The organism is Desulfobaculum xiamenense, assembly GCF_011927665.1.
Taxonomy (GTDB): domain Bacteria; phylum Desulfobacterota; class Desulfovibrionia; order Desulfovibrionales; family Desulfovibrionaceae; genus Desulfobaculum; species Desulfobaculum xiamenense.
On the sequence record NZ_JAATJA010000002.1, the window covers coordinates 1055408 to 1078975 of the forward strand.

Sequence of the window (23568 nt, forward strand, 5' to 3'; positions counted from 1 at the left end):
GGTATTCGGGGAGTGTCCAGCATAGCACGCGGGGGCGGCGATGAACAAGGCGGGGAGGCGGAAGAGTGGGCTGAAGGCGCACCCCTGCTAAGGGTGTATGGGGAAGAGCCAGCCGGGGGCTAGGAGCCGATGTGAGCGATGGGCAGTTCGTCCCAGTTGGTGGTGAAGCGCCGCGACAGGCGGGCCTGACGCATGTCCCATTCGCGGGCGACGCCGGAGGCCGCGTACTGGACGGTATCGCGCCCCCACTTGGAATTGATGCCGTCGAGGGCCTTCATGAGCGCCTCGCCGCGCGGGTCCGTATCCACGATGGGGTCCGGGGCGATGGTCAGCAGGCTCAATTGGCGGGTGCCTGCGTCCTCAAGGCCCGTGAGGGTCACTCCGGCCTTGATGTAGGCGTATCCGGAGCGGAAGATGCCGTCCAGAATGCGCAGGGCGGCCTTGATGAGCGTTGGCGTGTGCGCTGTGGCCACGGGCAACTGCAAGGTGCGCGAGGCCGAATGCTGTGGTAGGTCCGGCCGGTGGGGATTGGTGGAGACGAAGACGCCGACGTGCGCGGCCACGAGGTGCTCCCGGCGCAACTTCTCCGCGGCGCGGGTGGTATGTGCGGCCACGGCCTCGCGCAGGTCCGTCGGGTCCGTCACCGGATGCCCGAAGGAGCGTGACGCGAGGACCGAGCGACGTGGCGCGGGCGCGTCTTCCAGTGGAATGCAGGAGACGCCGCGCAGTTCGTGAACGGTCATGAGGCCGCGAATGGTCATCCTGCGGCGGACCCAGTCGTCGGGCATGTCGCGCAGGGCAAGGGCCGTGCGCACGCCGTGGCGCGTGAGCATCTCGGCGTAGCGCCTGCCGACGCCCCACACGTCGCCGACGTCCGTCCCCGCGAGGATGGCGTCCGGGTCGGGATGTGCGGCGAGATCGAACACGCCGTCGCAGTCCTGCGCGCGCTTGGCGTGGCGGCTGGCGATCTTGGCCAGTGTCTTGGACGGGCCGATGCCGACGGAGACGGGAATGCCCGTCCACTGGCCCACGCGGGTGCGTATGGCGCGGGCGAGGTCCGTCAGCGTTGTGCCCGCGCAGGGCGTCAGGTGCAGAAAGGCCTCGTCGATGGAGTAGATTTCCATGTCCGGCGCGAAGGTGGCCAGCGTGTCCATGACCCGGCGCGACATGTCGCCGTACAGGGCGTAGTTGGACGAGAACACGCGCACCCCGTGGTGGCGGAAGAATCCTTCGCGCTTGTAGGCCGGTTCGGCCATGCGGATGCCGAGGGCCTTGGCTTCGGCGCTACGGGAGATGACGCAACCGTCGTTGTTGGAAAGCACCACCACCGGCACGCGCGCAAGGGATGGGGCGAAGGCCCGCTCGCACGAGACGTAGAAGTTGTTGCAGTCGACCAGCGCGTACATGGCTGGCTGGGCCGTGGTGGGCATGGCGCGTCCTACAGCTTGTGGATGACGTAGGTGACCACGCCCCAGACCTCGAAATCACGCTCGGGTGCGACTTCGAAGGGCGGGTACTCCGGGTTTTCAGGCATGAGCCACAGTTTACCGTCCCTGCGGCGGATGCGCTTCACGGTCAGTTCTCCGTCCAGTGCGGCGACGACAACGTGGTTGTCGCGCACGTCCACGGCGCGGTCCACGACGATGACGTCGCCATCCTGAAGGCGCGCGTCGATCATGGAATCCCCGTGCACACGCACAAAGAAGGTGGCGGCGGGGTGGCGCACCAGATGCTCGTTGAGGTCGATGGTCCGTTCGATGAAGTCGTTGGCCGGGGAGGGAAAGCCTGCGGCCACGGCTTCGAGGTGCAGCGGCAGCGTCAGCGCGCTTCGTTTCTCGAAGCCGAGAATCTCGTTGCCGCGCAGGGCCGCCGGAGTGGCGGGGGGCGTGGCGGAATCGCGAGTGGGGGTCGCGTTGGCGACGGTTGAAGCCTGTCTCGTCATGATGCCGCAGGCTAGCATATGCCCCGTGCGAAGGGAACAGCGAGGAGTGCTGGGGAATGCAGGTGTGTCCGTTATGATTGGTTCCGTGGCACGATCCGTTCGGCGGGTGCCACTACAGAACCCGCGCCGTTCGTGAATTTTTTGTCTTGATAAAAAGTGGTACACCTGTTTTTCATAGTCCGTTTGCGGTGAAGCGGAATCAGCCGCATGCGCCGTCATGCAAAAGGAACGCTCAGTGTCCGTCTGGAAGCGAATATCCCTTCGGGGGCATATTTTCATTCTGTTGTTCTCGATGGTGGTCGTCACCCTGTGCGTGGGGCTGGTGGCCATGTGGTATGCCGTGCGTGTGGACGGCATCATGACCAGCGTGGTGGGAAGAAGCTACGCCGCGACCCGCGCGGCGGAGGAACTGACCATCGCCCTCGTGACCCAGAAGGGCCTGACCACCTACTACTTTCAGGACCGCAATCCCGGCTGGCTCGACTCGCTGGAGCAGAAGCACGGGAATTTCCAGCACTGGTTGCAGAAGGCGCGGGAGTCGGCGTCCGGCTCCGAGGCCGAGGAACTGCTGACGCGCATCGAGTCCGGGTACCGGCGCTACGTCAACGCCCGCGATCAGGTGTTGGTTCTGTACCGTGACGGGCGCGCCGAGGAAGGCGCTCTGCTGCACAAGGACATCCGGGGGCAGTTTCACGAGCTTCTGGAATTGTGTCAGCGCTACCGGCACATCCACGAGGAGGCCATCGCCGCGTCCAACGCCGAGATTGCCGAGCGGCTGGAGAGCATCCGTAACGCCTCTGTGGCGGCCATGCCGCTGGTGGCGGGGCTTGGGCTGTTTCTGGCGTGGTTCATCGTGCAGCATGTGCTGCGGCCCATCCGGCGCATGGCCGACGAGATGGATTTCGCCCGCAGCGGGCCACTTCTGCCGGACGAACTGTCCAACCTCGGCACGCGGGTGCGCAGCCTGCTGGAGGACGTGGACCTCACTCATCACAAGCTCAAGCGTAGCCGCGAACACCTGAAGCAGTCCGAGAAATGGGCGCTGACCGGCAAGCTCGCGGCGGGCGTGGCCCACAGTATCCGCAATCCGCTGACGTCCGTGAAGATCCGTCTGTTCTCCCTTGAGCGCAATCTGTCGCTCTCGGGCGAACAGAAGGAGGACTTCGAGGTCATCACCGAGGAGATTGGACACATCGACTCCATCGCCCGCAATTTCCTTGAATTTTCTCGTCCGCCCAAGCTGCGCATGCAGCCCGTGGACGTGTCGCAGGTGGTGGACAGCGCCATGAAGCTCATGCGTCATCGCCTCGAATCGCACGAGGTGGAAGTGGTGCATGACCGTCCCTCGCCGCTGCGGAACATTTCCGCCGACCCGGAGCAGCTCAAGGAGGTGTTGGTCAACCTCATGGTCAACGCCTGCGACGCCATGGGGCGCGGCGGACGCATCTGCATTCGCGAGGAGGAGGGCTTCGTGGTGCCCCTTGGCGACGTGGTGATGCTGCGCGTGTCCGACACCGGTCCCGGCATTCCCGAGACGCGGCGCAAGATGGTCTTCCAGCCCTTCTACAGCTCCAAGGAGGAGGGAACCGGGCTTGGCCTGTCCATCGCCAAGCGCATCGTGGAGGACCACGGCGGATGGATCAACGTGACCTCGCGCGACGGCGAGGGCGCGACATTCACCATCACCCTGCCCTGCAAGGAGGAAGGAAAGTGGCATCGATCCTGATCGTGGACGACGACGCGCAGCTCCGGCAGAGCTTCGGCCGCCTGTTGGCGCAGGAGGGGCATGACGTGCGCACCGCCCCATCCGCCGAGGCGGGGGTGGAGATTGTTCGCGAGGACTGCCCGGACCTCGTGATCATGGACGTTCGCCTGCCCGGCATGACCGGTCTGGAAGGGTTTCAGGTCATGCATCGTTACGAGCCGAAGCTGCCGGTCATCGTCATGACCGCCTTCGGCACCACCGAGACGGCCATCGAGGCCACCAAGCTTGGGGCCTTCGACTATGTGCTCAAGCCCTTCGACATTCCGGACATCCTGACGCTCATCGAGCAGGCTCTCGACGCCGGGCGCTTCATGCGTTCGCGCGTGGATGTGGACGCCGCGCCCGAGAGCGAGGCGTCCGACGCCCTCGTGGGGCGCAGCCCGGCCATGCAGGAGGTCTACAAGGCCATCGGGCGCGTGTCGCCCACGGACGCCACGGTCCTCGTGCGCGGCGAGTCGGGAACCGGCAAGGAGCTGGTGGCGCGCTCCGTCTACCAGCACAGCCTGCGTACGGACAAGCCGTTCATCGTCATCAACTGCGTGGCCATCCCCGAGACGCTTCTGGAAAGCGAACTCTTCGGTTACGAGAAGGGGGCGTTCACGGGGGCGGTGTCCCGACGGGTGGGCAAGATCGAGCAGGCCGACGGCGGCACCATCTTCCTCGACGAAATTGGCGACATGCCGTTTTCCATTCAGGCCAAGCTGCTTCGCCTGCTGGAGGAGAAGAGCGTGGAGCGCCTCGGCGGGGGCATGGCCCGTCCGGTGGACGTGCGTATCATCGCCGCCACCAACCGCGACCTTGAAGCCGCCGTGAGCGAAGGGCGCTTTCGCGAGGACCTCTATTACCGTTTGAAGGTGGTCACCCTGTGGCTGCCTCCCCTGCGTGAGCGCGCGGGAGACGTGCCGCTTCTGGCCGAACATTTCCTTACCCGCTACGCGCGGCGCATGGGGTCCGCCAGCCCCGGCTTCACCGACGAGGCCCGCAAGGTGCTCGACATGCACCATTGGCCGGGCAACGTCCGCGAATTGGCCAACGCCGTGCAGAAGGCCACGATCTTTTCCCGTGGCTGCCCCATCACCCGCGAAAACGCGCATCAGGCCATCCATGGCGAACGGGCGGTTGTGCCCGCGCGTGGCGATTCCGTGGACGACGTCGCGGCCCGCTGGATGCGCCGCTTCCTGTCGGGCGGGGATTCCGAACGCGCCTTCGAGGACATCCTCGACCACTTCGGGGCCATCGCCGTGACCGAGGCCCTGCGGCTCACTGGCGGCAACCGCGTGCAGGCCGCCAAGCTGCTTGGCATGTCGCGCCCCACGCTGCTCGCCCGCATCGAACGCTACGGCATCCACGTGGACGCCATCGTTTCCCAGCAGAAATAACGCATCCGGCTTTCCTGTCCCGTGGGCGGGCGGTTTCTGTCTGCCCCGCCTTTCATGTGTTCGTCGGTCCGTCGGCCGCGCGTCGCGCATATCGTCCGGCGGACACTCTGCCGCGCCTATTTCTTACATCTCCCCGTTAATGTTCATTATTTCACGACCATCCCGCTGCGGTCGCGAAGCCTGGCGCAGTCATGCCCCGGATGTCCCCTGTGCGACACGTTTCGCCGTGCCGCACGTCGAATATCTTTACAGCCTGTAAAGCGTACCGACAGGCGAACGTGTCAGAAAGTTCGACAGGTTGGTGAAGTGATTCGTAAAAATACTGTGTTTACAATATGTTATGCTGCACTTGTGTGGCTTGTGCCTTTTGGCACGAGCGTTGCTCTAAAAGAGGCATGACAAGGGAACGGACACAGGCACACGGGTACACGCTGGTGGTCGCGGAACGCAATCCGCGCATCAGGCGTTTCCTCGAACGGGAGCTGGCTGCCGAGGGCTACGGCATCATCGCCGTGGGCGACGGCCGAGAGCTGCGGGCCGCCGCGGGCCGCCGTCCACGTCCCAGTGCTTATGTCGTGGACATCGAGATTCCCTATCTGGAGGAAGGGCTGAAGGATGGGCCGGGCGGGCACCTGATTCGCCCGCTGGTCATCCACGCGCTACTTCCGGACACCGCCCAGCATCCGGCCATGGCACTGGCCGAGGCCGTAGTGGGCAAGGACGCCGACCCCGGAGCGCTCAAGCGGGCCGTGGCGCGGGTGCTCGAAAAGTTCCACAGGCACGACGATGCCGCAACCGACGAATGGGGCGATGCGGAGGAACGTCATGAATCCTGAAGAACTCCATTCCCCGCGCTACTACCGCACCCTCACGCGGTCCATGGCGGCCATCGTCATCCTCGTTTCCATGACCCCGCTCCTGCTCATCAGCGCGGTCAGTTCCTACCAGTTCCATTATTCCTTCCAGTCCAAGGTGGAGGCCCAGCTCAAGGAGATGGTCCAGAAGCACCAGCAGACCATCGACCTCTACCTGAGTGAGAAGCTTGGCGAGTTGCGCCTCGTGGCGCGCACCAAGTCGTTCGCCGAACTCTCCGACAACGCCCAGCTTGCCGCCGAACTTCGCCACCTTCAGGAGGAGTTCAGCGGGGCCTTCGTGGACCTCGGCCTCGTGGCCGACAACGGCGTGCAGTCGGCCTACGCGGGGCCGTTCCCGCTGCGCAACGCGGACTATTCCGGGTCGGCGTGGTTCCGCAGGGCCATGGAAAGCGAATTCTACATCAGCGATGTGTTTCTTGGCCTTCGTGGCGTGCCGCACTTCATCGTGGCGGTGCGTCAGAAGTGGGAGGGGCGGCAGTGGATACTGCGCGCCACCATCGACTTCATGGCCTTCAACTCGCTGGTCGAGAACATACGTATCGGACGGACCGGCAGCGCCTTCATCATCAACAACCAGGGCACCTTCCAAACAGGGCCGCCGCGTGACGCATCCCTCGACACGCGCTGGCTCGTGCAGGCGCTGCAGGCCCAGGGTCGTGGGTCGAAGGTACCTTCGGGGACGCCCGAAGGTACTCGGACCCCGCTTCGGTCCTACTGGTCCTCGGCTATCATGCCGGGCAAGGTCACCGTCTTCCGCCACGCCGATCCCGAGGGTGTGGATGCCATCTACGTGTCCACGCGGCTCAAGGGCGGCGACTGGATACTCATCTACCGACAGGACGAGGCCGACGCGTTTTCGGCCCTGTATCAGACCAGACGGCTCGTGGTGTTCATCGTGGGCGCGGGTGGCGTGGCCATCATCCTCATGGCTGTGCTCCTGTCGCGACGCATCGTGCGACACATCGAACAGGCCGACCACGAGAAGGAAGTCATGAACGATCAGGTCATCGAGGCCGGAAAGCTGGCCTCCATCGGCGAACTCGCGGCGGGTATCGCTCACGAGATCAACAATCCCGTGGCGATCATGGTGGAAGAGGCCGGATGGATCGGCGACCTGATGCGCGAGGGCGAGGATCCGCGCGACAACCGTGGCGAGATAGCCAAGTCCCTTCAGCAGATTCGCACGCAGGGCGCGCGCTGCAAGGAGATTACCCACAAGCTTTTGTCCTTCGCCCGCAAGATCGATCCCACCATGCGCGAGGTGGATTTGAACGACCTCGTGCGCGAGGTGGCGAGCCTCTCCGAGCAGCGCGCACGCTACGGCAACATTGAGGTGGAGCTGGACCTCGGCGAGGGCCTGCCGAGTCTCGAAGGCTCGCCGTCGGAATTGCAGCAGGTGCTGCTCAATCTGGTCAACAACGCCATCGACGCCATGGGCACGCGCGGCGGCAAGGTTCGCGTGCGCACGGCCTACGAGAACGAGGGGATTCGCCTGAGTGTCGAGGACAACGGCGAGGGCATCCCCAAGGCGAACATTTCGCGGATATTCGATCCGTTCTTCACCACCAAGCCGGTGGGCAAGGGAACGGGACTCGGCCTGTCCATCATCTACGGCATCGTCAAGAAGATGGGCGGCGAGATCAGCGTGGAAAGCGAGCAGAATGTCGGCACGACGTTCCATGTGCGGTTCCCGGTACCGGGGCGCAAGGGCGAGTCCGACGCGTCGGAAGCATAGGCAGGCGTCGTCCGCAGGGCGGAGGGCGTTAAACATGAGACCAGGAGGTGCATAGTGTCCACACTCACCACCACGATCCTCATCGTCGATGACGAAGTGGCCTTCGTCGATGCCATAGCCCGCAGGCTGGACAAGCGCGGATTCGACATCGTCAGTGCCCACTCGGGCGATGAGGCCCTGAATGCACTCGCGGCGAACGACAAGGTCGACGTGGTCATTCTGGACGTGAAGATGCCCGGAATGGACGGCATCGAGACGCTCAAGGAGATTCGGCGGCAGTTCCCGCTGGTCGAGGTGATCATGCTCACCGGCCACGGAACCGTGGAGTCCGCCATCGAGGGCATGAAGCTCGGTGCCTTCGATTTCCTGCTCAAGCCGAGCGACATCGAGGAACTGACGGCCAAGGTTGCCGAGGCCAAGAGCCGCAAGGCCGGGCACGAGGACAAGATTCTCGAAGCACAAAGTCTTGACATAGTTCTTCGTCGCGGAGATTAGGAGCATCCTCATGAACCGTGGATCCGACACCATCGTCAAGGTGCTGCTCGTCGACGACGAGGCTGGGTACGTGGAGGTGCTGACCAAGCGCCTCGGCCTGCGCGGCATCGAGGTCACGGGAGCGCTCTCCGGCACGGAGGCCCTGCGCCTCATGCGCGGACACGAATACGACGTGGCCGTTCTCGATCTCAAGATGGAGGACATGGACGGCATAGAGGTGCTTCGGATCTTCAAGCGGATGGCTCCGGAAATGCCGGTGCTCATGCTCACCGGGCATGGCTCCCAGCTCGCCGCGCGCGAGGGAATGGCCGCCGGAGCCTTCGACTACCTCACCAAGCCCTGCGAACTCGACCAGCTGATCGAGAAGATTCGCGAGGCCGCCGGACACGGGAGGGAGTGAGATGGAAACCTGCGGATGCCGACTGCTCATCGTCGATGACGAAGAGGATTTCGCGGCGGTGCTGCGTAAGCGGCTGACCCGGCGCGAAGTGGACGTGACCGTCGCGCATAGCGGCGAGGAGGCGCTTGCCGCCGTGTCCGCAGGTGGGTTCGACATCGTCCTTCTGGATGTGAAGATGCCCGGCATGGACGGTATAGCCACCCTGCGCGAGATCAAGGCGCTGGCCCCGGCTGTGGAGGTCATCATGCTCACCGGGCATGCCAGCGTCCCGGCGGCCATGGAGGGCATGACGTCGGGGGCCTTCGACTACCTCGTCAAACCGGTGGATTTCGGCGATCTCGTGCTCAAGCTGCAAGACGCCTACAGGCGCAGGGAACTGCGCTGCGGCAGGCAAACGCATGATGCTAGTGACCCGCGACAGCGCGGGTAAGCGATAGAGGCGGAACCGATTACGAAAAATGGAGGAGTGCAACTCATGAAATTCGGCAGACGGCTGTACAACACACTTCTGGAAGGTTCCATCGCGTACGCGAAGTGGGATCTGGAGACCTCGCGCAACATCCTGCGCAGCAAGAAGCGCATGTGGATTCTCGCGCTCATGGTGGTGCCGATCATCCTCGGGTCCGTGGCCATCGCCGCGCCCGAACTGCCCGACATCCTCGGCGGACACAAGGCCTATTCCCCGGCCTACTACACGCCCGTCATCTTCGGCGTGTCCATTCTCATCGGCCTGTGCGCCGGTCTCATCACCGGCTGCATCGGCGCGGGTGGCGGCTTCATCATCACCCCGGCGCTGATGAGCGCGGGCGTGAAGGGCATCCTCGCCGTTGGTACCGACCTGTTCCACATCTTCGCCAAGGCCATCATGGGCACGGCGATCCACAAGAAGCTCGGCAACGTGTCCGTGGGACTGGCCGTAGCTTTCCTCGTTGGCTCCGGCATCGGCGTGACGGGCGGCGGCGTCATCAACCGCGCCCTGTATCAGGCCAACCCGCTTCTCTCCGACACCTTCATCAGCGTGATCTATGTGGTGCTTCTGGGCTTCCTTGGCACCTACGCGCTCATTGACTTCCTGCGCCTGCGCAAGGCCGGCGGCGACGTGGGTGCGCACGGTGCCGAGACTGCGTCCGAGGCCTCCGCGTCCGGCCGCAAGAGCCTGCCCGAGCGCCTGCAGGCCAGCAAGATTCCGCCGCTGATCAGCTTCGACGAAGACCTCACCCCCGGCGGCAAGAAGATTCCGGCCGTGTTCGTCGCCATCTGCGGCAGCATCGTCGGCTTCGCGGCAGCCATCATGGGCGTGGGCGGCGGCTTCCTGACCTTCCCCATGTTCGTGTACATCCTTGGCGTGTCGTCCTTCACCACCGTTGGCACCGACATTCTCCAGATCATCTTCACCGCCGGTTACGCGTCCATCGCCCAGTACGCGATCTACGGCTTCATCTTCTACACGCTGGCCATGGGCATGCTGCTCGGTTCCCTGCTGGGCATTCAGGTCGGCGCGCTGACCACCAAGGTGGTCAAGGGCATCTACATCCGCGGCTTCTACGCTACCGCCATCATGGCCGGTTTCGTGAACCGCCTGTTCGCACTGCCCGGTAAGCTGAACGAGATGAAGATCATAAACATCTCCTCCGAGCTGTCGCACATTCTGGCCAATATCGGCAACGTACTGTTCTTCATCGCCATCGGCATCTTCGCGGTGTGGGTGGTCGGCAAGTTCCTCGGCAGCATGAAGCTCCTGAGAGAGGAGGCGTAACCCATGTCCAAGAGTGAAAACAGGAAGCACATGATTCTGGGCCTCTCGATGGGGGTCGTGTTCTTCGGCGTGCTCATCGCGATGTTCTCGCCCATCTTCGGCAAGGGCATGAACGCCCTCGAATTCTCGGATCAGCTCTTCAACACCATCGCCAAGGGCTCCACCGAGTACATCCCCGGCCTGCAGAAGCAGGTGGCCAAGTTCGACGGCAAGACCTTTGACCTGACCCTGCACTTCCACAGCGGCACCACTGAAGGACACGAGGGCATCAACGTGAAGGCCGACGAGGTCGCCGCCAAGGCGTCCGTCCTTCTCGGCACCGTCGCCGATGTCGAACTCATGGGCGAGCAGCTCAAGGTCTCGGGCGACATGGGCCGCGTGCTCACCGCCGTGCTGCAGGACTCCGCCGACATGTTCGAGAATCGCGGACAGATCGTCAGCGACAAGTACGGCATGGACGAGCGTATGGTCATGTTCATGTGGTGGAAGGCGCTCAAGGAGCTGGATAAGGAACTCAAGATCCAGGGTGGCCGCGATAACGTGGCTATGGCCAAGTTCGTCGACACCGTGGTCAAGAAGGGTGTCGAGGTCGGCTACAACTTCTACGGCATCGCGCCGGAGAAGGCGTCCGACCGCGCGGGCATCCTGTCCTTCTCCCTTGTGTTTTACGTCGTGTACACCCTGTGGTGGGGCATGACGATCTTCTACCTCTTCGAGGGCTGCGGCCTGGCCATGAGCGCCGGACGCAAGAAGGAAGTCTAGCGAAATCGGGGCGTATGCCCCTTTGACCGGGGCGGGCCGTCCAGCGTATACTGACGGTCCGCCCATTGACCTTTCCTCGGGCCGGTTCCAGTGCGGAATCGGCCTTCATCTCATCATGATCGGGCGCGAACCCGCGAGGTGCTCCGCCAATGGCCTGGCTCCGAAACATCTTCGACAAGCTTGTCGGCATCCGCCGCGACGAAGGCCCCACTCCCGAGCAGCTGGAGGAACTCAAGGCCGCGTGCAGCGCCCAGCATCATCATTTCCAGATGCTGCTTGCCGCCAACTCCAAGTCCCTCGAACTCATGAGCGACATGGAGGAGCTGCTCCACGGCGGGCGCGTGTTCGGCATGTCCTTCATCCGCGCCACGTGCACGGCCGTTCTGGTCAACGTCTACAGCATCATCCAGCATCTGGATGGCATCGCTCCCGGCAAGTATACGCGGCTTTTCACCCGTTTCGAGGACATCCAGCGCAAGGTGACGGAGGCGCTGGTGCCCACCCGCGCCAAACAGCACATGGACCTCGTGGTGCCCCTTGAATACGTGGACAAGTCGCTGGCCGACGTGGTGGGCAGCAAGATGGCCAACATTGGCGAGATGACCTCGCGCATTGGCTTGCCCGTTCCGGCGGGCTTCGTGGTCACGGCGCGGGGCTTCGACGAGTTCATGCGGCAGGGCGGCTTGCAGGAGGAGATCAACCGCATGCTCCTGTCCACCCGCGTGGAGGACATGAGCGCGCGTTTCAGCCTTTCCGCCGCCATCCAGCAGCGCATCATGCAGACCGAATTGCCGCCGGAACTGACCCGCAGTCTGGAGCGCCAGTACGAGCGGCTGCGGGCCGAGTGCGGCCGCAATATGCGTATTTCCCTGCGCTCCAGCGCCCTTGGCGAGGATGCTGCGGGCACGTCCTTTGCCGGGCAGTTCCGCACGATTCTCAATGTGGACCGCGAATTCCTGCCGCAGGCCTACAAGGAGGTCGTCGCGAGCCTCTACGGCCTGCCCGCGTTGTCCTACCGCCTCACCCGTGGCATCCGCGATGAGGACGTGGCCATGTGTGTGGGCGGCATGGTCATGGTTCGTTCCGTGGCTGGCGGCGTCATGTATTCGCGAAGCCCCATCAACGTGCGCGATGACGCGGTGTTCATCAACTCCGTGTGGGGACTGCCCAAGCTCGTTGTCGATGGCGGCGCCACGCCCGACCGCTTCGTGGTGGCCCGCGGCAAGCATGAGGACCCTGCCGAGGGGCTGCGCATGCGGGAGCACACCATTGCCGTGAAGCCGGAACTTTACGTCTGTCGCGACAACGAGGGCGTGTTGCTCGTGGAGCAGGACCCCGCACGGGCCGTGCAGGCCTCGCTGACCGAGACGCAGGCGCTGCAACTGGCCGAAATGGCCGTGCGGCTCGAACGCTATTACGGCGTGCCGCAGGACATCGAGTGGACCCTCGACGAATCCGGCCAGCTCTACATTCTTCAGTGTCGCCCCCTTGCGCGGCGCGATATCGGCGAGCCGCCGGTGCAGGCGGAGCATCGCCACTATGGCGAATCCATTACCTCGGGCGGAGCCACAGCCAGCCCCGGCGTGGGCTGCGGCCCGGTGTTCGTGGTCGAGCGCGACGCGGACGCCTTGCAGTTCCCGCCCGGCTCGGTGCTGGTGACGCGGCTGTCGCTGCCCAAGTGGGCGTCGCTGCTCAACTGGTGCGCCGCCGTGGTTACGGAGCAGGGCAGCGTGACGGGCCATCTGGCCAACGTGGCCCGCGAGTTCGGCGTGCCCGCCATCACCGGGCAGGCCGGAGCGCTGGAACGGCTCAAGCCGGGGACAGTGGTCACCGTGGATGCCGACGCCTGTGTGGTCTATCCCGGCTGCATCGAGGAACTCATCGCGCGCGGGCAGCCGCGCCCGGACCTCATGAAGGGCAGCCCTGTCTACGAACTGCTCAAGGACATCAGCCGGTTCATCATTCCGCTCAACCTGCTGGACCCCGATTCGCCGGACTTCCGCATCCGCAACATCGAGACCTTGCACGACGTCACGCGCTACTGCCACGAGAAGTCCGTGCAGGAGATGTTCGAGCTGAACATGAACCGCGACTTCCGCGAATGCGGCAGTCGACAACTGGTGGTGGGCGGCTCGCCTACGCAGTTCTGGGTGGTGGACCTCGAAGACGGCTTCATCCGTGAGGAACCCGGTCCCTTCGTGCGCATCGGCAACATCGCCTCCACGCCCATGCTCGCGCTGTGGGAGGGCATAAGCGCCATCCCGTGGGAGGGGCCGCCCTCGGTCAATGCCAAGGGCTTCATGTCCATCGTCGCCGAGGCCACGACCAATCCGGCCCTGCACCCGGCCCTGCAGTCCAAGTTCGCCAACCGCAACTATTTTCTGGTCTCGAAGGAGTACTGCAATCTCCAGTCGCGCTTCGGGTTCCATTTCTCCACCGTGGAGGCCGTGGTGGGCGACCGGCCGCAGCGCAACTACATTAATTTCCGCTTTGCCGGCGGCGCGGCGGACTTCGAGCGGCGCAGGCGGCGCGCCGCGTTCATCGGCGGCATTCTAGAGGAAATCGGTTTCTACGTGAATGTGCGCAGCGACAACGTGCTCGCCCGCTACGAAGGCTTTCCCAAGGACGCCATGTGCGAGCGTCTTGTGGTCATGGGCTACCTGACCATGCACACCCGCCAACTCGACATGATTATGGCCGATGCCGCCGCCACGCGCATGCATCGCACCAAGATCATGGCTGACATCGACAAGCTGTTGACCGGCAAGGCGCGCTGTCCCGAGGCCGTTTCGAGCTAGCGCCATCGCGGCGCATCCGCTCCGAGACTGTTGCGCGAATCGCAAACGAAGACGCCCGTCCGGCAGTGCCGGGCGGGCGTCGTTTCGTTCGTGGGAATGGCTTGGGCTAGACGTTGGGACCGTAGACGGCCTCGACTCCGGCCTTGAAGCTGGCGAAGCGTCCCTCGCGGATGGCCTGCCGTGCGTCCTTGGTCAGGCGCAGGAAGTAGGCGAGGTTGTGGATGGTGTTCAGGCGGTAGGAGAGCAGCTCCTTCGCCGTGTACAGATGCCGCAGGTAGGCCTTGGAGAAGGTGCGGCAGGTGTAGCAGTCGCAGTTCGGGTCGAGGGGGGAGTCATCCTCCTTGAACTCGGCGCGCTTGATATTCACCTTGCCCATGGAGGTGAACAGCGTGCCGTTTCTCGCGTTGCGCGAGGGCAGCACGCAGTCGAACATGTCGATGCCCGCCTCGATGCCGTCGAGAATGTCCAGCGGGGTGCCCACGCCCATCAGGTAGCGGGGCTTGTCCGCCGGGAGCAGTGGGGCGCTGGCGCGCAGGATTTCGAGCATCTTGTCCTTGGGTTCGCCCACGGACAGGCCGCCGAGGGAGAAGCCCTCGAAGGGCAGCGCCGTGAGCTCCTCGATGCTGCGTTCGCGCAGATCCTGGAAGAAGCCGCCCTGCGTGATGCCGAAGAGTATCTGCCCGTTCTTGCCCGGCTCGTGGAATTCGCGGCAGCGCTTGGCCCAGTCGGTGGTGAGCTTCAGGGCTTTCTCGGTGTACTCGCGGGTCGCGCCGTAGGCCGCGCACTCGTCGAAGCACATCATGATGTCCGAGCCGAGATTCTGCTGGATGGAGATGGCCTTTTCCGGGGTGAAGAAATGCTTGGAGCCGTCGATGTGGGAGCGGAATTCCACGCCCTCGTCGGTGATCTTGCGCAGGCCGCTCAGGCTGAAGACCTGAAAGCCGCCGGAGTCCGTGAGGATGGGGCCGTCCCAGCCGTTGAAGGCGTGCAGGCCGCCGCGCCGCGCCACGACGTCGTCTCCCGGGCGCAGGTAGAGGTGGTAGGTGTTACCGAGGATGATCTGCGCCTCCATCTCGTGGAGGTCGCGCGGGTCAATGCTTTTTACGCTGCCTACGGTTCCCACAGGCATGAAGACCGGGGTGCGGACCAGCCCGTGGGCGGTCATCAGGTAGCCCTGTCGGGCTTTGCCGTCGGTGGCGGCGACGCGAAAGTCGCCGGGTTTCGTAAGCTGCGCGATAATGTGTTCGTGCGTCATGCTGTTTCCACGCCTTGTCTGGGGCATATGTCGGCAAGCTCGCACTGCGTGCAGAGCGGACGGCGTGAGTCACACACGTCGCGCCCGAAGAGTACGAGCCTGTGGTTCACGTCCCCCCACGTCGGGCGGGGGAACAGCTTCATGAGGTCCTTTTCGATGATGGCCACGTTCTGCGAGGCGGTAAGGCCCATGCGGAAGGACAGACGCTTGACGTGCGTGTCCACCGCGAGACCCTCGTTGATGCCGTAGGCGTTGGATAAGACGATGTTGGCCGTCTTGCGCGCCACGCCGGGCAGGGCGGTGAGTTCCACCATGGTCCGGGGCACCTCGCCGCCGTGGACGCGCATTACCATCTGCGCCGCACCCACGATGTTCTTCGCCTTGTTGCGGAAGAAGCCCGTGGAGCGCACGGCCTGTTCCACCTCGGCCACGTCGGCCTGCGCCATGGCGGCGGGGCCGCGCCAGCGGCTGAACAGGGCCGGGGTGACCTTGTTCACGCGTTCGTCGGTGCACTGGGCTGCAAGGATCGTCGCCACCATGAGTTCCCATGCGTCGGTCCAGTCGAGGGCGGACTGCGGCGCGGGATAGCGCCGGGTAAGCCGCGCGAATATCTCCGTCGCCCGTTCCTGTGTGGTCATGCTCGCCTCGCTTGTCAGAGTCGTTCGCGCCGTGGCGCTTGAAGCGTGTTATAGGATTCGGCGGCAATTTTCCAGCGCGGCCTGCCGCTACGCGTCGGATGTCCGTGCGCAGAGTGCGCCGGGCACGTGTGCAAGTGCCGGATATGGCGGAACCTCGTGGGGCGTCCGCCGCTCTTGCCGCTATGAAAAAAAGCCGCGCGCAGGGCGGACCGTGCGCGCGGCGGTGTCGGCGGGGAGCTGTTTCGCGGCTAGATGTGTTCGAGCACAGCGTCGCTGAACTTGCCCACGCCGTACTCGCTGCGGCGGAAGAACTTTTCCGGCGACGGGCCGATGATCTGCATTTCCGGATTGGTGCGCTGCATGTCGAGGGCGATGCGCATTTCCTTGGTGCAGCCGGTGGAGAACGTGGAGTCCTTGCCCGCCCAGATGGGCGGCACGCGCATGCCCATCAGCTCGAAGCTGCGTTCGATGTCGGACACGGTCTGGAAGCGCCAGACGTTGAGCAGTCCGCTGCGCTGGACCTTCTCCCACATGTACATGAGGTCGTCGGCGTCCATGCCTTCCTCGAAGTGCTCGGCGGGGTTGATGATGTAGGTGTTCTCGATGCGCTCGCGCAGGTGGCGCACGAAGGTGTCGACAACCTTGATGGCCGTGGTGACCTGTCCGGGCAGCGAACCGATGATGGCGCTGTAGAACATGACGGTCTTGCCGTCCCTGCGCGCCTGCCGCATTTCGGCGATGATCTGCCCGGCCTTGTCCTGCAGGTCGTTTTCCGAGAACTTGATGATGCTGCTCGGGCGTTTTTTGAGGCGGATGTTGAACGCACCCGACTCGTCACGCCACCAGCACAGAACGTCGCGCGTGAATTCGTGGCTGGTGTTGATGAGCCTGCGATAGTGCTGGTCGCCGGTGGCCATGATGAGGTCGGCCTCCTTCCATGCGCGGGCGAAGGTGACGGACGTGCGGTAGAGGTTCAGGTCCTCGCGCGTGCCGTCGGAGATGACGACCAGCGGGTGCGAGCGCTGCGTGGCCAGAAGCTGGTTCTTGGTCAGGTTGTTCTCCGGCACGAAGTGTGCGCCGTTCAAGGCCTTGGCCAGCGCGGGGTCGTGCTCCCAGTCCCAGAAGGATGCGGACTCGAAGTGGAAGCCTTCCTTGAGGGCCAGCACCACGCGATGCCCCTGCCGCAGCAGCGCCTTGATGATCAAGAGGTCGAAGATGATGCCGCCGCAGGTGTCGGGCAGGTAGAGGATCTTCATGGGCACGCCGCGGCTGGTGCCGAAGACGTCCTCAAGGCAGCGCTTGGCGTTCTGTGATGCGAGGTCGGCCGTGGAGAGCTTGTCGAAGGCCGCCTGATAGTACACGTCCGTCCAGATGTCCGAGATGGTGGACAGGATGAGCAGGCGTTCCAGTTCGAGCATGTCGAGGTCGAAGCGCAGGTCCGAGAGGCGGTGGCAGGCGATGCGGTCCTCAGGACAGATGTTGAGTAGCCGGTCCAGCTCAGGGGACTGCACAGCCTCCATGGCCTGTCTGTTGTAGCGGGCCTTGCGTCCGCGATATGGGTCGCTGATGGCGGATTGGGTCATGAAAATGGTCAGGAAGCGCTTCATCATTCGCGACGGAATGATGATGGGAGATGCCTGCACCTGACGGTACTTGTGTCGGCACAGGTGAAGGATGCGTTTTCTGAGATAGCGGTCCGGCACGTAGCTGCGCACGAGCTGCACCAGTGCACACCATTTCTCGTTGTAGCGACGGTTCAGTTCGCCATTGAGCCGCGAATTGAGCAGGTGGGGGATGAGCTTGTTGGAGCAGGGCAGGAAGACCTGCCCCTCGTCAAGCCGGACCATGAACCGCAATTGTTCCGTTGACGCGTTCTTGTCGGGATCGATGGTGTATTCGAGGTTGTTCTCTGTCAGAAAATGCAGAAGCCACGCATCCCTTCGCGCCGAGTGTCCGAAGAAAAGCGAGGCAGTCGTTATTTCGGTCATGTCGCTCATTTTGGCCCTCGTTGAATGTTGCAGTTCCGGTGGACCATACAGTGAATCCGTTGCGACTTGAAGCGCAAAAACGCGGTTTTGCCCGGCGCGCTGCGTCATTTCGGTGCAATACCCTTTGGATGTCGGGTCGGTGACGAACGGATTGTGTGGCGAGGGCGGCAATGCTATCGTCCGCACGGGCCGAACTGGCCCTTCATGGTCGTGTCCGTTGGCGCGGCGATCCGAATGCGTGGAGTCCTGATGGTCCGAATCGACATTGCGCAGGTTGCGCGGGGTGTGGTGCCGCTTCTTGTCTGCCTTGTGGCCTTGTGCTGCACGGCCTGCGGCAAGTCGCGCCTGCCGGGGATGGACGCGCTGGCTGCGCGGCCGAGCTTCGTGCACGAGACCGGGCCGGACGGCCGCGTGGTGCGTCGGCCCCTGCGCCGGGGGCATGTGGACGTGGTCTGCACGCCCGGCGTGTCCGAGGCGCGTGGCGAGCGCGATACGCTCTTCGGTGCGCTACTGCATGCGCGGGAGACTGGAACGGGAGTGGTGGAACTGCCCCATGGCGTGTATCTGGGGCATGTGTCGCGGTTCATCGTCGGTGCGCTGCGCTTCTACCGTATTGAGGAGAATTTTGAGCGGCTCTACGGCTGCCGCATTGTGCTGCGCTTTCGCGAGGCCACGGACGACGAGGTGCGTTCCCGGCGCAATGACGGCACTGTCCGCATGGGCGTGTCGCTGGCCGGGGATACGGCGCTTTCGCTTGCGGGCGGGCCGCTGGTGCCGGTCGTCGCGCCGGTGAGCTTTCTGTTCGAGAGCGTTGCGGCGGAGGATGAGCGTCGCGCTTTGGCCCGCCATGCGCGGGAGAACGGCTTGCCTCTGCCGGACCGTGGCGGTGCGGACGTGGTGTGGCGCGAGTATGCGGATCGCTATTCGTCCAGCTTGGACACCATTGCCGGGGGGGACGCGGCGTGGGATGCCATGGACACGTATGTCGTTGAGGAGTGCTATCTGGAGCGCGTGGACACGCGCGAAGTGCTGCGACTGGCGCACGCCGGGGCGACGGCTGGGCGCTAAGATCGGTTTTTTGGGGAAAAGAAAAGGGGCCGCATTCCGGAAGGAAGGCGGCCCCGAATGTTTTTCGTGGCGGAGGACTTAGTCGGCCACGCCCGCCATGAGCTGGCCGATGCGTTCCACGCGCGTTGTGTCGGCAACGTCGAAGACGTCCATGAACCGTCCGCGGAACATGACGGCCACGCGGTCGGCCAGTTGGAGCGCCTCGTTGAGGTCGCCGGTGACGAGGAGCACGCCCGCCTTCATGCGCGCATTGAGCAGGCGATGCCAGACCTCTTCGGTCGCCGAGACGTCGAGGCCCTGACTGGGCTGCTCGGCCACGATGATCTTGGGCTGGCGCAGAAACTCGCGCCCGAGCACGAGCTTCTGGAGATTGCCGCCCGAGAGTTGCCGTGCCCGGACTTCCGGGATGGGCGGCTGCACGTGGTAGCGGCGGATGATGCTTTTGGTCACGCCGAGGGCACGTTCCTTGTCGAGGAACAGGCCGGGCGCGAAGCCCTCGCGGGTGGTCAGCAGCACGTTGTCGATGAGGTCCAGTTCCGGGCAGGTGGCGAGGCCAAGCCTGTCCTCGGGGATGTAGCTGATGGTGTTCATCCACGGGGTGTTTGTGTAGAACGCCTTCCAGTCTTTGCCGAGGAGCTTCACGGAGCCGCGCTGCGGCGCGCTCTGGCCGGTGATGGTCTCCACCAGTTCCTTCTGGCCGTTGCCTGCCACGCCCACCACGGCCACGATCTCGCCGCGGGTCAGGGTCAGCGTCAGGTTGTCCATGCCGTTGCCGGACAGCCCCTCGATTTCGAGGACGGGGCGGCCCTTGGGAGCCGGAGCCTTCTCGATTTCCAGCATCACGTCGCGGCCCACCATGCGGCTGGCCAGCGCCTCCTTTGAGGTGATGGAGGCCTTGGTCATGGTGTCCACGATGCGGCCCTTGCGCAGGATGGCCACGTCGTCCGCGATGTCCATGATCTCTTCCATCTTGTGACTGATGAAGACCACGGCCTTGCCTTGGCGCGTCATTTCGCGCATGGCGGCGAAGAGTTGTGGGGTTTCCGTGGGTGTGAGCACGGCGGTGGGTTCGTCGAAGATGAGCACGCGGCTGTCGCGCATGAGCAGCTTCAGAATCTCCACGCGCTGGCGCTCGCCCATGGACAGGTCGGCGACGAGGGCAGAGGGGTCGATGGGCAGATTGAAGCGCTCGGCCAGTTCGGCCACGCGGCGCTCCATCTCGCGCGGGCGCAGGAAGTAGGAGCCTTCCTGCCCGAGGAGCACGTTCTGGGCCACGGTCATGGTGTTTACGAGCATGAAGTGCTGGTAGACCATGCCGATGCCCGCCTCGATGGCGTCGCGCGAGGAGGCGAACACCGTGGGCGTTCCGTCCACGACGATGCGGCCCGAGTCCGGCTGGAAGCGGCCCGAGAGCATGTTCATGAGCGTGGACTTGCCCGCGCCGTTCTCGCCGAGTAGCGCAAGCACGCGGCCTGCGGCGATGTCGAGATGGATGTCCTGATTGGCCTTGACCGGGCCGAAGGTCTTGCTGATGCCTTCGAGGCGGATGAGCGGTGCCGCGACGGCGGATGTCTGTGCGGTGGTCATGCTCAACCCTCCGGCTCGATGTTCACGCCAAGCGCCGCGGGGGCCGCGGAGCTTTTGCCCTTGCCGCGCATGGCGGAGAGGAGCAGGACGAAGATGGTCAGGGCGTAGGGCAGCATGAGCAGCAGCGACGAGGGCAGGTTGGTGCCCGTGGCCTGTAGGCGAAGCTGGAAGGCCATGACGCCGCCGAAGAGGTAAGCGCCGAAGACCGCGCGTCCCGGACGCCAGAACGCGAAGATGACGAGGGCCACGGCGATCCAGCCGCGACCGGCGCTCATGCCGTTGGTCCACAGGTGCGTGTAGGCCAGCGAGAGATACGCGCCGCCCATGCCGATGAGGAATCCGCCGACGAGAATGCCGATCCAACGCAGGCGCACGGGGTTCAGCCCGGCTGCGGCCGCCGCCTTGGGATACTCGCCCGCTGCGGTCAGCGCCATACCCGTTCGCGTGCGGTGCCAGAAGAACCAGAAGGCCAGCGGCGCGAGGAACGAGATGTACACCAGCGCGTCGTGCTTGAAGAAGATAGGCCCGATGAACGGAATGGCGGACAGGACGGGCATGTCGAAGGCGTAGAAGCCCGGGGCGTTCTGCCCGATGTAGGGCGTGCCCAGATAGTCGGCCAGACCCGCGCCGAGGATGGTCAGCGCGAGGCCGGAGACGGTCTGGTTGCCGAGAAATTCGAGACAGACCAGCGCGTGGATGCCGCCGAGGGCGGAGGCCGCCATGCCGCCAGCCAGAAGGCCGAGCCACGGCGAGCCGGTGAACTTGGCGGTGAGGAACGCCGCAAGCGCGCCGACCACCATCATGCCTTCCACGCCGAGGTTCAGGATGCCCGAGCGCTCGGTGAACATCTCGCCCAGCGTGGCGTAGAGGACCGGCGTGCCGGACTGCACGGCGGCGGCCAGAAGCGGGATGAGCAGTTCGGGACTCACTTGGACACCTCCGCGGAACCGAGTCTGATCGAGTAGTTCATGAAGAACTGGCCCGCGATGACGGTCACGAGGATGAGACCCTCCATGATGTGACCGAAGGCGGCGGGCACCTGCAATTCGAGCATGAGATTTTCCGTGCCCACGCGTAGCGCGGCGAGGAACACAGCGGCAAGGCCGATGGCCCACGGCTTGAGCCGGGCGAGCCACGCCACGACGATGGCGGTGTAGCCGTAACCGACCATGATGGACGGCTGGAGCCTGCCGACCACGGCCGAGGTTTCAAGCATGCCCGCCCAACCGGCCAACGCACCGCACAGGCCCATGACCAGCATCACGAGGAAGCCGTAGGGCATGCGGGCGTAGCGCGCCGCGCCGAGGCTTTCGCCGCTGGCCTTCAGCTCGAAGCCGAGGCGCGAGCGGGACAGGAAGATCGTCAGGATGACTGCCGCCACCACGCACACCGCAACGCCCCAGTGCAGCCGGGTGCCCGGAATGGCGGCAACCACGGCGGCGGAGGGGAACTCCTCGGTCATGGGGAATCCGAAGCTGGCCTTGGCCTTCCACGGACCGTAGACGAGGAATTGCAGGATGAGGATGCCGATGTAGTTGAGCATCAGGGTGGTGATGATCTCGTTCACCTTGAGCCGCAGCTTGAGATAGGCGGGGATGAGACCCCATGCGCAGCCCGCGACGGCGGACGAAAGGAACATGATAGGCATGAGCTGCCAGCCGGGCAGATTCGGGAAAGTCAGCACTGCCCATGTCGCGCCCACTGCGCCGAGGGCGAACTGGCCCTCCGCGCCGATGTTCCAGACCTGCATGCGGAAGGTCACCGCAACGCCGAGGGAACACAGGAAGATGGGCACGGTCTTGAGCAGCGTGTCCTCGAAGGCGTACCACGCGCCGAAGGCACCCTGCCACAGCATGACCATGCCTTCGAGGGCGGGCTTGCCCTGCGCGGCAAGCAGCAGACAGCTGATGCAGAGCGAAAGCGCGATGCAACCGGGGTAAATTAAAAAGGAGCCCCACTTCGGGGGCTCCTGTCTCTTTACGACGTTGAGTCCGAACATTACCGCGTACTTCCGGCTATTCGGTGGTGCCGATGACACCCTTGACGAACCAGGTCATGCCGAGAAGCTCTTCGTCGGTGGCATGCTTGCCAGCGGCGACGCGCTCCTTGCCTTCCTGGTCGAACACGGGGCCGCTGAACACCTGATATGCGCCACTGATGATCTCGGCCTTGCGGGCGTCAACAGTGTTGCGCACGTTCTCGGGAACCATCTTGCCGTAGGGGGCGAGACCGACGATGCCCTTGTCCATGCCAACCCAGTAGTTGCCGTGCTTCCACTCGCCGCTCTTCACCTTGTTGACCACGTCGGTGTAGAAGGGAGCCCAGTTCCAGACCGCGGCGGTCAGGTGGGAGTTGGGAGCGAACTGGCTCATGTCGGAGTTGTAGCCCACGGAGTACACGCCACGTTCCTGGGCGGCTTCCTGCGGGGCGGGGGAGTCCTGATGCTGGGCGATGACGTCGCAGCCCACGTCGAGCAGGCTCTTGGCGGCTTCCTTCTCGGTGGCCGGGTCGTACCAGGTCTTGGACCACACCACGCGGACTTCGACGTTGGGATTGACGGACTGGGCGCCGAGGGCGAAGGCGTTGATGCCGCGAATGACTTCGGGAATCGGGAACGCGCCGACGTAGCCGAGCTTGTTGGACTTGGTCATGGAACCGGCCACCATGCCTGCGAGGAAGCGGGCCTGATACATGCGGCCGAAGTAGGCGCTCATGTTGGTGGAGGTCTTGTAGCCGGAGCAGTGCATGAAGTTCACGTTGGGGAACTTCTTGGACACCTTGAGGGACGGGTCCATGTAGCCGAAGCTGGTGGCGAAGATGATGTCGTAACCCTTGCGGGCCATGTTGAGGATGACGCGTTCGGCGTCTGCGCCCTCGGCCACGGACTCGACAAAGGAGGTGCTCACGCCGGGCATTTCCGCAATGGCCTGACGACCGAGGTCGTGGGCATAGGAGTAGCCTGCGTCACCAATGGGAGAGACGTAGACGAAGCCCACCTTCATATCCTTGGCGTGGGCCGCGCCGCTCATGGCCGGTACGGCGACCATGGCGAGCATCAGTACGAGATACCAGAATTTGCGCATCCTTCTCCTCCGCGTTCACTATAATTGGTTGAGTAGCCCATA

At 64.2% G+C, this 23568-nt stretch carries 20 protein-coding genes; 11 read left to right on the plus strand and 9 right to left on the minus strand.

The window, feature by feature from the left end; translation table 11 throughout:
- Positions 1-119: 119 nt before the first annotated feature.
- Complete coding sequence (locus tag GGQ74_RS12475; RefSeq protein ID WP_167941869.1) at positions 120-1430, minus strand: Y-family DNA polymerase; 1311 nt, start codon at positions 1428-1430, stop codon at positions 120-122.
- A gap of 8 nt (positions 1431-1438) precedes the next feature.
- Entirely contained in the window at positions 1439-1942 is a 504-nt protein-coding gene (locus GGQ74_RS12480) for a LexA family protein (protein WP_167941870.1), read from the minus strand.
- Positions 1943-2177: 235 nt separating this feature from the next.
- Here GGQ74_RS12480 and GGQ74_RS16520 point away from each other — a divergent pair, with 235 nt between their 5' ends.
- The 10 genes from GGQ74_RS16520 (at position 2178) to GGQ74_RS12530 (ending at position 13907) form a co-directional block, all read left to right on the plus strand.
- Positions 2178-3668 (plus strand): ATP-binding protein, encoded by a 1491-nt coding sequence (locus GGQ74_RS16520; RefSeq protein WP_209280165.1) that lies wholly within the window; start codon positions 2178-2180, stop codon positions 3666-3668.
- Positions 3653-5086 (plus strand): sigma 54-interacting transcriptional regulator, encoded by a 1434-nt coding sequence (locus tag GGQ74_RS12490; protein WP_167941872.1) that lies wholly within the window; start codon positions 3653-3655, stop codon positions 5084-5086. The genes GGQ74_RS16520 and GGQ74_RS12490 overlap by 16 nt, the downstream gene beginning before the upstream one ends.
- 395 nt (positions 5087-5481) lie before the next feature.
- On the plus strand, positions 5482-5922 hold the full coding sequence (locus tag GGQ74_RS12495) for a response regulator (RefSeq protein WP_167941873.1): 441 nt from the start codon (positions 5482-5484) through the stop codon (positions 5920-5922).
- Positions 5912-7696 carry a sensor histidine kinase gene (locus tag GGQ74_RS12500; protein ID WP_167941874.1) on the plus strand — a complete coding sequence of 595 codons (1785 nt, stop codon included), beginning with the start codon at positions 5912-5914 and terminating at the stop codon, positions 7694-7696. The genes GGQ74_RS12495 and GGQ74_RS12500 overlap by 11 nt, the downstream gene beginning before the upstream one ends.
- A gap of 54 nt (positions 7697-7750) precedes the next feature.
- Positions 7751-8191, plus strand: coding sequence for a response regulator (locus GGQ74_RS12505; RefSeq protein WP_167941875.1), 441 nt, complete (start codon positions 7751-7753; stop codon positions 8189-8191).
- 10 nt (positions 8192-8201) lie between these two features.
- Complete coding sequence (locus GGQ74_RS12510; RefSeq protein ID WP_167941876.1) at positions 8202-8591, plus strand: response regulator; 390 nt, start codon at positions 8202-8204, stop codon at positions 8589-8591.
- Position 8592: 1 nt separating this feature from the next.
- The gene (locus GGQ74_RS12515; RefSeq protein WP_167941877.1) at positions 8593-9021 is read left to right on the plus strand and encodes a response regulator; all 429 of its coding nucleotides are present in this window, start codon (positions 8593-8595) and stop codon (positions 9019-9021) included.
- Positions 9022-9066: 45 nt separating this feature from the next.
- Entirely contained in the window at positions 9067-10347 is a 1281-nt protein-coding gene (locus GGQ74_RS12520) for a sulfite exporter TauE/SafE family protein (protein WP_167941878.1), read from the plus strand.
- A 3-nt stretch (positions 10348-10350) separates the two neighbouring features.
- Complete coding sequence (locus GGQ74_RS12525) at positions 10351-11109, plus strand: hypothetical protein (protein ID WP_167941879.1); 759 nt, start codon at positions 10351-10353, stop codon at positions 11107-11109.
- Positions 11110-11258: 149 nt separating this feature from the next.
- Positions 11259-13907: a PEP/pyruvate-binding domain-containing protein gene (locus tag GGQ74_RS12530; protein WP_167941880.1), complete on the plus strand. Its 2649-nt coding sequence runs from the start codon at positions 11259-11261 to the stop codon at positions 13905-13907.
- A gap of 106 nt (positions 13908-14013) precedes the next feature.
- Here GGQ74_RS12530 and tgt read toward each other — a convergent pair whose 3' ends face one another.
- The 3 genes from tgt to GGQ74_RS12545 form a co-directional block, all read right to left on the minus strand.
- Positions 14014-15162, minus strand: a complete 1149-nt coding sequence (gene tgt / locus GGQ74_RS12535) for a tRNA guanosine(34) transglycosylase Tgt (RefSeq protein ID WP_167941881.1) — start codon at positions 15160-15162, stop codon at positions 14014-14016.
- Complete coding sequence (gene nth, locus GGQ74_RS12540; RefSeq protein WP_167941882.1) at positions 15159-15800, minus strand: endonuclease III; 642 nt, start codon at positions 15798-15800, stop codon at positions 15159-15161. The genes tgt and nth overlap by 4 nt, the downstream gene beginning before the upstream one ends.
- A gap of 248 nt (positions 15801-16048) precedes the next feature.
- A complete protein-coding gene (locus tag GGQ74_RS12545; RefSeq protein WP_167941883.1) occupies positions 16049-17797 on the minus strand; it encodes an ARMT1-like domain-containing protein in 1749 nt (582 codons plus the stop codon).
- 240 nt (positions 17798-18037) lie between these two features.
- On the opposite strand from GGQ74_RS12545, the gene GGQ74_RS12550 reads away from it, so the two are divergent.
- Positions 18038-18856 carry a hypothetical protein gene (locus tag GGQ74_RS12550; protein ID WP_167941884.1) on the plus strand — a complete coding sequence of 273 codons (819 nt, stop codon included), beginning with the start codon at positions 18038-18040 and terminating at the stop codon, positions 18854-18856.
- Positions 18857-18934: 78 nt separating this feature from the next.
- Here GGQ74_RS12550 and GGQ74_RS12555 read toward each other — a convergent pair whose 3' ends face one another.
- Genes GGQ74_RS12555 through GGQ74_RS12570 form a run of 4 tightly spaced genes read right to left on the minus strand, consistent with a single transcriptional unit; the run spans position 18935 to position 23526 of the window.
- Positions 18935-20443: an ABC transporter ATP-binding protein gene (locus GGQ74_RS12555; RefSeq protein ID WP_167941885.1), complete on the minus strand. Its 1509-nt coding sequence runs from the start codon at positions 20441-20443 to the stop codon at positions 18935-18937.
- A gap of 2 nt (positions 20444-20445) precedes the next feature.
- Positions 20446-21372 carry an ABC transporter permease subunit gene (locus GGQ74_RS12560; RefSeq protein WP_167941886.1) on the minus strand — a complete coding sequence of 309 codons (927 nt, stop codon included), beginning with the start codon at positions 21370-21372 and terminating at the stop codon, positions 20446-20448.
- Positions 21369-22442, minus strand: coding sequence for an ABC transporter permease (locus GGQ74_RS12565; protein ID WP_167941887.1), 1074 nt, complete (start codon positions 22440-22442; stop codon positions 21369-21371). Before GGQ74_RS12565 ends, GGQ74_RS12560 begins: the two co-directional genes overlap by 4 nt.
- Positions 22443-22458: 16 nt before the next feature.
- Complete coding sequence (locus GGQ74_RS12570) at positions 22459-23526, minus strand: BMP family ABC transporter substrate-binding protein (protein ID WP_167941888.1); 1068 nt, start codon at positions 23524-23526, stop codon at positions 22459-22461.
- Between the last annotated feature and the right edge of the window lie 42 nt (positions 23527-23568).